The sequence below is a fragment of the Kitasatospora sp. NPDC043950 genome, assembly GCF_056435345.1.
Window position 1 is genome coordinate 27,384 of the sequence record NZ_JBWKER010000047.1, and the last position, 12,798, is coordinate 40,181.

Annotated in this window: 10 protein-coding genes; 5 read left to right on the plus strand and 5 right to left on the minus strand. The window is 72.9% G+C overall.

Translation table 11 applies throughout. From position 1 onward, the window contains the following. Positions 1–370: 370 nt before the first annotated feature. From AC07BF_RS27825 to AC07BF_RS27835, 3 genes are all read left to right on the plus strand, one after another. Positions 371–637, plus strand: coding sequence for a DUF3311 domain-containing protein (locus tag AC07BF_RS27825; RefSeq protein ID WP_363586951.1), 267 nt, complete (start codon positions 371–373; stop codon positions 635–637). After that, a complete protein-coding gene (mctP, locus tag AC07BF_RS27830) occupies positions 634–2,247 on the plus strand; it encodes a monocarboxylate uptake permease MctP (protein WP_363586952.1) in 1,614 nt (537 codons plus the stop codon). Before AC07BF_RS27825 ends, mctP begins: the two co-directional genes overlap by 4 nt. A 155-nt stretch (positions 2,248–2,402) precedes the next feature. Next, positions 2,403–3,191, plus strand: coding sequence for a histidine phosphatase family protein (locus AC07BF_RS27835; protein WP_478334068.1), 789 nt, complete (start codon positions 2,403–2,405; stop codon positions 3,189–3,191). Between the two features lie 97 nt (positions 3,192–3,288). Here the strand turns inward: AC07BF_RS27835 and AC07BF_RS27840 are convergent, their stop codons facing one another. After that, the gene (locus AC07BF_RS27840; RefSeq protein WP_363628680.1) at positions 3,289–4,248 is read right to left on the minus strand and encodes a helix-turn-helix domain-containing protein; all 960 of its coding nucleotides are present in this window, start codon (positions 4,246–4,248) and stop codon (positions 3,289–3,291) included. Between the two features lie 397 nt (positions 4,249–4,645). Here AC07BF_RS27840 and AC07BF_RS27845 point away from each other — a divergent pair, with 397 nt between their 5' ends. After that, positions 4,646–5,140, plus strand: a complete 495-nt coding sequence (locus tag AC07BF_RS27845; protein ID WP_363586955.1) for a GNAT family N-acetyltransferase — start codon at positions 4,646–4,648, stop codon at positions 5,138–5,140. Positions 5,141–5,275: 135 nt separating this feature from the next. Beyond that, positions 5,276–7,441: an SGNH/GDSL hydrolase family protein gene (locus AC07BF_RS27850; RefSeq protein WP_363628678.1), complete on the plus strand. Its 2,166-nt coding sequence runs from the start codon at positions 5,276–5,278 to the stop codon at positions 7,439–7,441. A gap of 7 nt (positions 7,442–7,448) precedes the next feature. Here AC07BF_RS27850 and AC07BF_RS27855 read toward each other — a convergent pair whose 3' ends face one another. The 4 genes from AC07BF_RS27855 to AC07BF_RS27870 form a co-directional block, all read right to left on the minus strand. Further along, a complete protein-coding gene (locus tag AC07BF_RS27855) occupies positions 7,449–8,645 on the minus strand; it encodes a glycoside hydrolase family 113 (RefSeq protein WP_363586957.1) in 1,197 nt (398 codons plus the stop codon). 15 nt (positions 8,646–8,660) lie between these two features. Continuing rightward, complete coding sequence (locus tag AC07BF_RS27860) at positions 8,661–10,112, minus strand: glycosyltransferase family 2 protein (protein WP_363586958.1); 1,452 nt, start codon at positions 10,110–10,112, stop codon at positions 8,661–8,663. A gap of 83 nt (positions 10,113–10,195) precedes the next feature. Then, entirely contained in the window at positions 10,196–11,125 is a 930-nt protein-coding gene (locus AC07BF_RS27865) for a hypothetical protein (protein WP_478334069.1), read from the minus strand. Between the two features lie 183 nt (positions 11,126–11,308). Then, positions 11,309–12,763: a glycoside hydrolase family 26 protein gene (locus tag AC07BF_RS27870; protein ID WP_478319224.1), complete on the minus strand. Its 1,455-nt coding sequence runs from the start codon at positions 12,761–12,763 to the stop codon at positions 11,309–11,311. Positions 12,764–12,798: the final 35 nt, after the last annotated feature.

The window sequence follows — 12,798 nt, forward strand, 5'->3', positions numbered from 1 at the left end:
TGCTGGGAGGAATTGGTTTGGGAGGGAGGGGGTCTAGCACAACCCTTCCGTCTCCCCCCCCCCCCCCCCCCCCCCCCCCCCCCCCCCCCCCCCCCCCCCCCCCCCCCGGTGCCCGTTCGCGTCACGGAAGGGGCAGTACCGGTCGAATACGACCGGATGCCGTCCGGATGGCGGGAAGTTGCGCCGACCCCGGTGACATGGATCACCCCATGCCCTAGATTGCGCAGCCGTACTGACTGTCGATCACCGATGGTGCTGCTCGGCGGGTTCGCGGGGGCGTGCGGTGCCCCGCGGGCTGCGGCGCCGACGGGGAGAACCCTCCGGAGCGGAGCCGAAGATGCCGTCTGATCCCGATACCGTCGAACCTGTCATGCCCGAGCCACCCGGGGAGCGGGTGCCCGCAGTGACCCCCGAACGGGTGCTGGCCGGGCTCGCCCTGCTCGTGCCGATCGTCGCGACGCTGTGGGTGTCCTCGTACGACAAGACCGACCCGGGCGTCGGCGGGGTGCCGTTCTTCTACTGGTACCAGCTGCTCTGGGTGCCGGTGTCGGCGGTGTTCACCGTGGCCGCGTACCTGCTGATCAACCGGGACGAGAAGGCCCGCAAGGCGGCGCGGAAGGCGGGTGGCGCGCGATGAGCCACGTCAACGTGCCGGCCCTCACGGTCTTCGTGCTGTTCTTCGTCCTGGTCACCGTGATGGGCTTCCTCGCCGCCCGCTGGCGGCGCGCGGACGACGCGGCGCACCTGGACGAGTGGGGCCTGGGCGGCCGCAGCTTCGGGACCTGGGTCACCTGGTTCCTGCTCGGCGGCGACCTCTACACCGCGTACACCTTCGTCGCCGTCCCGGCGGCGGTCTACGCGACCGGCGCGGCGGGCTTCTTCGCGGTGCCGTACACGATCGTCGCCTATCCGCTGGTCTTCCTCTTCCTGCCCCGGCTCTGGTCGGTCTCCCGGGTGCACGGGTACGTCACCCCGGCCGACTTCGTCCGCGGCCGGTACGGCTCGCGGCCGCTCTCCCTGGTCGTCGCGCTGACCGGGATCCTGGCCACCATGCCGTACATCGCGCTCCAACTCGTCGGCATCCAGGCGGTCCTGGACGTGCTGGGCGTCGGCGGCGGCGAGAACGCCAACTGGTTCGTCAAGGACCTGCCGCTGTTCCTCGCCTTCGGCGTGCTGGCCGCGTACACCTACTCCTCCGGGCTGCGCGCCCCGGCGCTGATCGCCTTCGTCAAGGACGCCCTGATCTACATCGTGATCATCGTCGCGGTGATCTACATCCCGATCCGGCTCGGCGGCTACGGGCACATCTTCGACGCGGCCGCGCACAAGTTCAGCGCCCCCAAGTCCGCCGGCTCGCTGACCCTCCCGGGCGACAAGCAGTGGACGTACGCGACGCTGGCGCTGGGCTCGGCGATGGCGCTGTTCATGTACCCGCACTCGGTGACCGGTGTGCTGGCCTCCAAGTCCCGCGGCACGGTGCGCCGCAACATGGCGATCATGCCCGCGTACTCGCTGATGCTGGGCCTGCTGGCGCTGCTCGGCTTCATGGCCATCGCGGCGGGCGTCGGCAAGGGCGACAAGAAGTTCAACGCCCAGCTGTCCGTACCGCAGCTGTTCGCCGACATGTTCCCGGACTGGTTCACCGGCGTGGCCTTCGCGGCGATCGGGATCGGCGCGCTGGTGCCGGCCGCCATCATGTCGATCGCGGCGGCCAACCTGTTCACCCGCAACGTCTACAAGGAGTGGCTGAAGCCCGCCGCCACCCCGGCGGACGAGACCCGGATCGCCAAGCTGGTCTCGCTGCTGGTGAAGGTCGGCGCGCTGGTCTTCGTGCTCGGCATGGACAAGCAGGCCGCGATCAACCTCCAGCTGCTCGGCGGCCTGTGGATCCTCCAGACCTTCGTGGCGATCGTCGGCGGCCTGTTCACCCGCTGGTTCCACCACTGGGCGCTGTTCGCCGGCTGGGCGGCCGGCATGGCCTACGGCACCTGGAAGGCCTACGGCATCGCGAGCCCCGCCACCAAGCACTTCGGCGGCAACGCGGCCGCGATCCCCGGCATCGGCGAGATCGGCTACATCGGCCTGACCGCCTTCGCGCTCAACCTGATCGTCGCGGTGGCGCTCACCCTGGTGCTGCGCGCCGTCAAGGCACCCGAGGGCCCGGACGAGACCAGGCCCGCCGACTACAGCGCCGAGGCCGGCGACGAGGAGCCGGAGAACGCGCCGGAGCCCGTAGCGGCGCACTGATTCGCGCCGCACGCGCCCTGTGATCGCGCCGCCCTCTCCGTGAACACTGGAGAAGGCGGCGCGATCATATGTATGAACAGCCGCCTTCGCAGGGCACCACCAGACCGGACCGGCGACCGGCCGGCAACTGATCGACCCACGGGGAGCACGCGGCCATGGCAGAACTCGGCACCACCCTCAACGGCCAGCACCAGTCCACCCAGAGCCCGCACCACCTCACCACCCACCGCCCGGCGTCGGCCACCCGGCTGCCGTCCCTGCTGATCGCCACCCGGCACGGCGAGTCCACCGCCAACGTCGAGTTCCAGCTGGCCGAGGCCGCCGGCGCGCTCAGCGTCCCGATCAGCTGCCGGGACGCCGACATCCCGCTGTCGCTGCACGGCCAGCAGCAGGCCCAGGCGCTCGGCCGCTGGTGGGCCGCCCTGCCCAGCACCGACCGCCCGCGCAGCGTCTGGTGCTCGCCGTACGTGCGCACCACCGAGACCGCCCGGATCGCGCTCGCCCAGGCCGCCGGGCTCGGCGCCGTCCCGGTCACTCTCGCCGTGCGCCACGACGAGCGGCTGCGCGACCGCGAGCTGGGCGTCCTGGAGATGCTGACGCGGGCCGCGATCGAGGCCAAGCACCCGGAGGAGTCCGCCCGGCGGCGCAAGATGGGCGAGCTGTACTACCGGCCGCCCGGCGGCGAGTCCTGGGCCGACGTCGCGCTGCGGGTGCGCAGCCTGCTGCGGGACGTCTGCGAGGAGGAGGCCGGGCGGCCCGTCCTGCTGGTCGCGCACGACTGCACGGTGCTGATGCTGCGCTACGTGCTGGAGCGGCTCACCGAGGAACGGCTCACCGCGCTCGCGCCGGTGCGCAACTGTTCCACCAGCCTGTGGCGCGCCCAGGACGGGCGGCTGCACCCGGAGCGCTGGAACACCGTCGACCACCTCGCCCTGGAGAATTGACGAGCCGTCACGCGCCCTCGTCCGGTCGCGCCTCGTCGCCCGGGCACTCCCCGTCGTCCGGTCACTCCCCGTCGCCCGGTCACACCTCGTCGCCCGGTCACGTCTCGTCGTCCGGGCAGGCGAAGCAGCGCCGGTAGGCCAGCGGCGTGGTCCCCAGCCGGCGCCCGAAGTGGTGCCGCAGCGCGGCCGCGTTGCCGAAGCCGCAGCGGGCGGCGATCGCGTCCACCGGTTCGGCGGTGGACTCCAGCAGCCGCTGGGCGAGCAGCACCCGCTGCCCGGTCAGCCAGCGGTGCGGCGTGGTGCCGGTCTCCTGCTGGAAGCGGCGGGCGAAGGTGCGCGGGGACATGTGGACCCTGGCGGCCAACTGCTCGACGGTGCAGTCCCGGTCCAGGTGGTGGCGCATCCAGTCGAGCAGCGGCGCCAGCGAGTCGCCGTCGCCGCCGGGCAGCGGGCGGCTCACGAACTGGGCCTGCCCGCCCTCCCGGTGCGGCGCCACCACCATCCGGCGGGCGATCCCCCGGGCCACCTCGGCGCCCTGCACCTTGCGCACCAGGTGCAGGCAGGCGTCGATGCCGGCGGCCGTCCCGGCCGAGGTGATCACCGGGTCGTCGTCCACGTACAGCACGTCCGGCTCGACGGCGGTCCGCGGGAAGCGCCGGGCCAGGTCCTCGCTGTGCCGCCAGTGGGTGGTGGAGCGGCGGTCGTCCAGCAGCCCGGCGGCGCCGAGCACGAAGGCGCCGCTACAGATGGACAGCACCCTGCCGCCGTCCGCCACCACCGAGCGCAGCGCCGCCAGCAGCGGCTCCGGGTACTCCGGGCGGATCGCCGTCGCGGTGACCACCACCAGGTCGGCCCCGGCCAGCCGCTCGGGGCCGTGCGGGACGTCCACCGCGAACCCGGCGTGCGTCGTGTGCGGCCCGGGGCGGGCGCCGGCGATCGCGAAGTCGTACCCGGGCAGGCCGTCGGCCGTGCGGTCGAGGCCGAAGACCTCGCAGGCGACACCGAGCTCGAAGGGGTGGATCTCCTCCAGCACCACCGCGACCACGTTCTTCAGCATGCCGCCCAGGATGCCCCGGCCGGCACCGGCGACGGAAGGGCCGGATGGCAGTTTTTCGATGAGATCAGTCATTCCTGCCACTCGTGGCCGCCGCCCCGCCCGACCAGAGTGGAGCCATGGACAGCGGCACTCTCGCAAGCGCAATCGCCCTGGTCGGGGCCGTCGGCGGTTTCGGCCTGCTCGGCACCCTGATCGGCCGGGAGGTCGCCCGCGGCGCCGCCACCGGCCGCGACAACTGGCACCGCCCGGGCGGCTACCCGGCCGGCCCGGAACGCCTGGACCGGCTGTACGGCACCATGCCCGCCGCCTCGCTGCGCCCCTCCGCCGACCCGGCCACCCTCCCGGTCCGGGCCACCCCGGAGATCACCACCCCGGACGGTTCCGGCACACTGACGGGATGGACATCCTCATCCGCCAGGCCCTTCCGGAGGACCTCGACGACGCCGGCCGCATCACCGTCGAGGCCTTCGTCGGCGACGGCCACACCTCGCCCGAGAGCAGCTACGTCGAGCTCCTGCGCGACGCCGCCCGCCGGGCCCGGGAGGCCGAGCTCCTGGTCGCGGTCGACCAGGCCGAAGGACGGGTCCTCGGCTGCGTGACCTACGCCGTCGGCGGCACCGAGTGGGCCGACATCGCCGGCCCGCGCGAGGGCGAGATCCGGATGCTCGCCACCGCCGCGGCCGCCCGCGGCCGGGGCGTCGGCGAGGCCCTGGTCCGCGCCACCATCGCCCGCAGCCGCGAACTCGCCCTGGACGGCATGGCGTTCTCCACCCGCCCGCAGATGACCGCCGCCCACCGCGTCTACGAGCGGACCGGCTTCCGCCGCACCCCCGAGCGCGACTGGTCCCCGTACCCGGGCATGGACCTGATGGTCTACAGCCTGGCGTTCTGAGCCCGGCCGGGGCGCCGTCGGCCCTCCTCCTCCCCGGTGACCGACAGACGATCAACGGACGTCTTTTGATATAAACCACAGATCACGTCTGATGCCACGTCGCGGCAGCCGACCGATCCCGGGGGGACGCACCACATGGACGACGGGCCCGGCCTCGGCACGCCCGCGAGCGGCCCCACGCTCCAGGACATGCGCACGTCCCGGGGCATCGAGCCCCCGGCCACCAGCCGCTACGCGATCCCCGCACCGGCGCCCCGGCCGCGCGGGCCGCTGCCGCCCTCCGTCCGCTTCCCGGCGGTCGACGGGCTGCGCGGCCTCGCCATCGCCTCCGTCCTGCTCTACCACACCAACTGGTTCCAGAACGGCCTGTTCGGCGTGGACGTCTTCTTCGTCCTCTCCGGCTTCCTGGTGACCCTGGTGCTGATCCGCGAACTGGACCGCACCGACGGCATCCGGCTCGGCGTCTTCTACCGCCGCCGGGCCAAGCGGCTGCTGCCCGGACTGCTCGCCACCGTCCTCCTCGTCGTCGCGCTGTCCGCACTGGTCAGCCCGCTACGGGACGTCAGGGACCTCCGCCCGCAGGCGCTCGCCGCGCTCGGCCAGGTCGCCAACTGGGCCCAACTGGCCCGCGGCGACGCCTACTGGCAGCACTTCGCCTCCATCGACCCGCTCGCGGCCATGTGGTCGCTCAGCATCACCGAGCAGTTCTACGCGCTCTGGCCGCTGCTGCTGCTCGCGGTCTTCGGTCTCTGCCGCCGCTCGCTGCGCGCGACCGGCGTCGTCACCGCCGGGCTGTTCGTCGTCGCCGCGCTCGTCGCCCCGCTGATGTGGAACGGCGACAACAGCGACCGCCTCTACCTCGGCACCGAGACCCGCGCGGTCGGCTTCGCGGCCGGCGCCACCGCCGCCTTCGCCGTCCACCTGCGGCTGCGCCGCCAGGTCCGCGCGGCGGCCCCCGGCGGCGACGGCGCCACCCGCTCCCGGCGGCGCCTGCTCGACCGCTCCGGAGCGGCCGGCACCCTGGCGCCCGCCCTGCTCGGGACCGCGGCCCTCGGCGGCCTGGTCTGGGCCAGCCTGTCCGTCAGCGGCTACCACGAGCCGCTGCTCTACCAGGGCGGGCTGGCCGCGGTCGCGGCGCTGGCCGCCGTCCTGGCCGCCTCGCTCTGCCACGACCGGGGCCCGCTGGTCCGGCTGCTGTCACTGCCCCCGCTGCGGCTCACCGGCACCATCTCCTACAGCCTCTACCTGCTCCACCTGCCGGTGTACTGGCTGCTCCAGCACTACGTCGACGACATCTCGCCGCAACTGCTGCTCGCCATCGGCGCACCGCTCTCCTGGGTGCTGGCCTGGCTGATGCACACCGGCACCGAGAAGCTGCGGGTGCTGCGCTGGCGGGCCTTCCCGGCCGTCCCGCTGCTGGCCGTCGCCACGGCGGTGGCCACCACCGGCGCCTGGTACCTGCCCGCCTGGGTCCAGTACGACATGCGGTCCGGGCCGAGCGGCAAGCCCGCGGTCCTCGTCCTCGGCGACTCCTTCGCCCAGGACCTCGCCACCGGCCTCTACCGGCACGGCGACCGCTACCGGGTGGTCGACGGCGGGATCAGCGGCTGCGGCGTGTTCGACCCGGACAAGGTGCGCACCACCTCCGGCGAGGAGTTCGACACCAGCCGGGAGTGCCGCGACCGGGCCGCCGCGTGGGACCGGCAACTCACCGGCGCCGCCCCGCAGGCCGTCGTGATCCACCTCGGCTGGGACGCCGCCGAGCAGTACCTCGACGGCAGCTGGCTCAGCCCCTGCGAGGAGGACTACCGGAGCCGCTACACCACCCAGCTCACCCAGGCCGTGGACCAGGTCCGTCGCCGCGCGCCCGGTGCCCGGGTGCTGCTGATGAACGAACGGGTCGAGAACGGCGCCATCGACAAGGGCTGGGGCACCTGTTACGACCAGCAGGTCGCCGCCTACGTGAAGGCCACCGCCGGCGCCGTCCGGCTGGTCGACCTCAACACCTTCTTCTGCCCGTACGAGACCTGCGCGTGGAAGGACCGCGACGGCCACTGGGTCACCCCCGCCAACGACGGGGTGCACCTCACTCCGGCCGGCATGCGGTTCGTGACGCCGTGGCTGGAGCAGCAGATCGCGGACGGACTGACCGGACCGCCGACGGGGCCGCCCACGGCCGCCCCGACGCCGACCTCGACACCGACGCCCACACCCACGCCGACTCCGACGGCCACGACGCCGACCACCACCAAGCCCACGGGCCGGCCGAGTTCGGCCAAGCCCGGCCGGACCGCGCCCTGACCGGAGCCTAGGACGGCGGCAGTTCGTAGGTCTGCGCGAAGCAGTCGCGGATCGCCTGCTCGGAGGCCGGGCGCCCGGCGTAGTCCATCCGCGGGGTGTCCTGGTTGGTCGGCAGGTTCGGGTCGATGCCGAAGTACAGCGACCAGAAGTACAGCCCGCGCAGCTTGCGCTCCTGCGCCACCTGGCAGACCGCGGTGAACCAGGTCGCCTGGACGGTCTCGTTCAGCTCGGTCTTCTTGTAGTACTCGCCGGGCGTCTTGTAGGCGCCCTTCTGCGCCGGGATGCCCACCTCGGTGAGCTTGGTGGTCGGCTGCGGACCGCTGCCGCGCTTGTCGAGCCAGGCGTTCCAGCTGGCCCTCAGGTCGGCGACCGGGGCGTCGTCACCGGCCGACTTGGCCGGCGGATAGGCGTCCACGCCCGTGCCGTCCGCCGGTACCGCTATCGGGCCCTTGGACCAGTTGTCGAAGTTCGCGTCGTACACCAGCTCGCCGTGGAAGGTCTTCCGCGCCTGGTCGATGAGACCGGGCCACCGCGGGTCGCCCTCCAGCGAGTTGAACTCGGTGCCGATGGTGACCTCGGCCGCGGAGTGCTCCTGGGCGGTCTTCAGGTAGGGCGTCAGGAAGGCGGCGTAGCTGGCGAACCAGGCGTCCCGGTCGGTCGGTGCGATGTTGCCGCGCCACTTGAGGGTGTTGAGGTAGTCGAAGACGTCCTCGTCCATGATCGGACGGATGGTGGTGCGCAGGCCCGCCCGGTGGGCGGCGTCCAGCAGCAGGGCCAGCCGCTCCGGGGTGGGGGTGGTCGGCCGGGCGGCGACGGCGTTCGACCTGGTGCCCGTCGTGTAGTACGGGAAGGTCACCGACAGGGAGTTGGCGTTCAGCCCGACGACGTACTTGACGATGCGGTCGACCTTGCCCTGGACGAAGTTGTCCGGGTCCGCCGGATCGTCCAGCCAGTACACCTGCACACCCCACTCGGGGCTGCCCTCGGCCCACGGGCGGGCCACCCTGGGGCCGGTGTCCTCGACCGGCGGCGCGTCCTTGCCGAAGCCCCAGACCCGTCCCTGCTCGGTCGCGGAGCCGGCCCAGTGCACGGCGGTCGGGCGCTGGTGGACGAACTTGAGCGGGTGGTCCCCCCAGACCACCGGGACGGCGACGGTGATGGCGACCACCACGGTCGGCAGGATGAAGATGGCGGGGCGCTTCACAGCGGTGACCTCCGATCAGGCCGGCTTGGCGATGACGACGAACTTGTTCTCCTCGCCCTTGAGGAACTTGACCAGCCCGCGCAGGCCGCCCCAGCCCTCCAGGAAGGAGAACAGCGGGATGGCCGCCACCACGACGATCGGCTCCCACCACTTGCGCCGGTGGTTCGCCGAGGCGACGACGTTCAGGCGCAGGCCCTCCCAGTACGTCCAGATGACGTAGGCGAAGTTGATCGACCAGACCAGCACCACGGACTGGGTGACCGGGGAGGTGTTCCAGGTGCCGGTGAACCAGGCGACCAGCAGCACCAGGCCGACGTGCTGGAGCGGGCCGAGCACCCAACTGACCATGCCCATCCCGATGAACAGCCGGTACCGCAGCGGGATCGTCCTGTTGAAGCAGAGCGCGACCAGGCCCCAGGCCCAGCGCTCGCGCTGCTTGAGGAAGTCCTTGACCCCGGCCGGCGAGGCGCCGTAGCAGCGCCCGTTGAACCAGTCGCTGCGGCCCGGGTAGCGCTGGCAGAAGTTCAGCGCCATCTGGGCGTCCTCGACGATGGTCTTCGGGCCGAAGTCCCAGCCGATGGTGGCCTCCACCGAGGAGCGCATCAGGAGCAGTTCGCCGTGCACGCCGGCGATCGGGGTGCCGGTGCCGGTCATCGCGCGGAAGCGGGCGATGTCGTCGGCCGGGCGGATCGCGTCGGCGAGCCAGGTGAAGGTGGAGACGGCGTTCTCCCGCGGGTACGTCAGGATGCCCTGCGCCATGTGCTTGGCGTCGTCCCCGGCCCGGCGCTGCCGGTTGACGAACTGCGCGACGGCGGCGGCGGTGTCCGGGCCGACGCCGGTGTCGTCGTCCATGTGCAGCACCCAGACGTCGTCCTCGGCCTCGCCCTCCTCGATCCGCAGCTCGTGCGAGTAGTGGTTGGCGCGGGCCTTGAACTTGGTGCCGTTGGCCGTCTCGTAGGCCTTCGGCACGGTCACCACCCGGATCAGCGGGTTGCGGGCGGCCAGACCGTCGATCTTCTCGGCGGCCGCGCAGCCCTCCTCGGTGAGGACGTCCACCCGCATCCACGGGAAGTAGGCCGGCAGGTGCTCGACGTACGAGAGCACCGAGCGCTCCAGCGCCGGATAGGTGTCGTGGCGGCCGATGGTCGGCACCAGCACGATCAGGAAGTCGTCCTCGACCGGCACGGCCGGCGTCATCCGGCTCACCTGGCGCAGCCGGCGGCGGACCATCAGCACGCCCTGGAAGCCGATCAGGACGCCGAACACCGGCATCCCCCACAGGATGGTGATCGTCCAGCCGAGCGGGGTGGGGTTGGGCACGTAGGCCCAGACCGAGAAGGCGAAGATGACCGTGAAGGAGAAGTAGAACGGGAGGACCCGGGGCTTCCACGACATCTGTCGCTCGGCGAGCCGGGCGGCCTCGCGGGACGTGGTGAGCACCGTCCGTGCGGGGGATGTCGATGGCATGGCGAAAGTCGCTCCTCGTCTGGTGTCGGGCCGATCCCGTGCGGGAGCCGGGTCGTTCGCGAGCGGTCCGGGGCTGCGGAGGTTCAGGCCTGCGGCGGGCGGTCGGCCGGCGGGCGGTCGGCCGGCGGGCGGTCGGCCGGGGAGACGACCGGACCGGGGGCGACCGGACCGGGCGTCACCGGCGGCGCGGCGGGCCACGGCTGCTGGGCGAGCGTCGACGGGTGCGGGGCCGGCTGGGCGGGCTGCTGCGCGTACGGCACCGGCTGTGACGGCTGCGAAGGCTGGGCCGGCTGGGCCGGCGCCGACTGCGGCCAGGCAGCGGGCTGCGACTGCGGCTGCGAGGCCGGGGGCTGCTGCGGCCACGCGGGCTGCGGCTGCTGTTGGAAGGGCGGCTGCGGTGGCCAGGCGGCCTGCGGCTGCGGCTGCGGCTGCGGCTGCGGCCAGGCGGACTGGTGCTGGTGCTGGTGCTGGAACGGCGGCTGCTGGTACGGCTGCGGGCCCGGGGCCGGCTCGGCCGGGATCGTCTGCAGCAGCGACCAGTGCACCTGGCCGCCCGACGCCGCGGCGGCCTCCGGCGCCCGCGGCTCCCGCCACTTCAGCCGGGCCAGCAGCAGGATCAGCGCCGCGGTGACGGCCACGCCGAGCGCGAAGGTCGCGAGCTTGAGCCCGCCCTCGATGGTGCTGGTGAACCACTCCCGCTGCGGCTTGTCCAGGAGCGCGCCGGTCAGGCTGCGCACCCGGTTGTACCCCTCGACCAGTGCGACGCCGGCCGCCACCCCGAGCGCCCAGCTGCGCCCGCGCAGCAGCAGGATTCCCGAAAGCAGGTAGATCAGGCCGTAGTTGAGGCTGCCGGTCTCGGCGTCCACCGAGGTGCCGCCGTAGTAGAAGATGCCTTTGACGTAGGTCGCGAACCCGACCTGGCCGAAGCAGTTGTACGCCGCCCAAGCCAGCAGCACCACGCCCCAGCCGACGGCGATGCCGCCGGCCGCGCGCATCGCACGCGCCTGTCCCATCCCGCACCCCCGCCCCGCCGGGCCCGTCCCGGCGTCAGCCCCTCGGCTTCGCCGCCACAGGATGCCACACGGCACAACGGACACGGTATTCCGGCCGTTCAACGGAATTCGGTGGTGTAGCGCACCTCACGGCGACCGGCTCGGCGGACGCGCGGGGGCGGCTCGACGACCCTGCGGACCGGCTCAACGAACGTGCAGGCCGCCCCAGTCGACGTTCGCGCCGAACGGCCCGGCGCCGCCGGTGAGCGCCAGCGGGCTGTGGTAGGTGGCGTTGACGTCCGCGCTGGCGTTGCGCGGCTGTTCCGGCGTCAGGTTGTCCGAGGTGAGCGACTGCCCCCAGACCGTCCAGATCGTCCAGGGCGTGCGCCGCAGCGTTTCCGGCTGGCGGGAGTTGACCGGGACGGCGAAGGACTCGGCCAGGATCCGCGGCTTGCCGTAGCCGGCGAGCCCGTCGTAGTACCGCTTGGTCCACACCTCGCCGGTGCCGATCGGGTGCGCGGGGCTGCCGCTGTAGTCGTCCACCCCGACCACGTCGACGTACTGCGAGCCCGGGTAGTAGTCCCACGGGTCCGCGCCGGGGGCTCCGTCCCAGGACACCGGCGTCCAGACGAACAGCAGGTTGTGCAGGCCCCTGGTCTCCACCAGGTAGCGGTAGGTGATCCGCCACAGCGCCTGGTAGTCGGCCGGCTTCTGGCCCGACCACCAGAACCTGCGGGAACAGTCCTGCACGTTCATCTCGTGGTACGGGCGCAGCAGCACCGGCACGTCGTGGGCGGCCAGGTACTCCAGGTGGTCGGCCAGGTAGGACAGGTCGGTCATCAGCGCGCGGTACTCGGGGGTGTCGTGCGCGCTGTCGACGACCCGGCCGAACCAGCCCTTGTCCTTGGCGGCCGGAGAGTTCGAACAGAGCACCTGCTCGAAGGACTTGACGTCCGAACCCGGGTAGGGCTGGTGGAAGGACATGCCGACGATCCCGGCCGGCCCCCCGCCGTTGTCGGGCAGTTCGGTGGTGGTGCCGTCGCAGTTGTGCTGGACGCCGGCCGTGCCGTAGCTGCCGTCGTCGGCGCGCGGGTGACCGGACCAGACGGCGGAGAGCAGGTCGACGGCGTCGTCGGTGTACTGCCAGCCGGCCCGGCAGGTGGGCCACCGGCCGGCCGAGTAGGAGCGCGGGTCGCCGACGCCCCAGCCGGTCTGGCCGTAGCCGGGGCCGAGGTCGGTCTCGACGAAGCCGGGCAGCTTGCCGGTGAGGTCGGCGGCCTTCTTGTAGTAGTAGCCGACCTGCTTGGTGCCGCGGTAGTCGCCGTACTCGGGGTTGTTGCGCTCGTTGTGCGCCTCGACGTGCTGGCCGATCACCGTCCCGCCGCTCTGCCCGGTGCGGGCCCGGCCCTCCAGGTCGGCGAGCAGCTGCTGGACGGCCCGGGCGTTCGGCGAGGCCTGCGGATCCCGGGCGAGCAGGTCCCGGCCGACCTCCGGCGGCAGGGTGCGGCCGGGGAGGCCGACCGTCACCGGGACGCGGGCGGGCCGTTCGCCGTCGGCCCGGCCGTCACGCTGCAACAGCGCCACGGCGCCCGCGGCGACCACGACCCCGGCCGCGGCCAGGACGGCGGGCCTGCCGCGCAGGGCTCTGGGCAGGGCCACGGACCGCTCCTCCGGTTGCTCGCCGGCACCGGCCC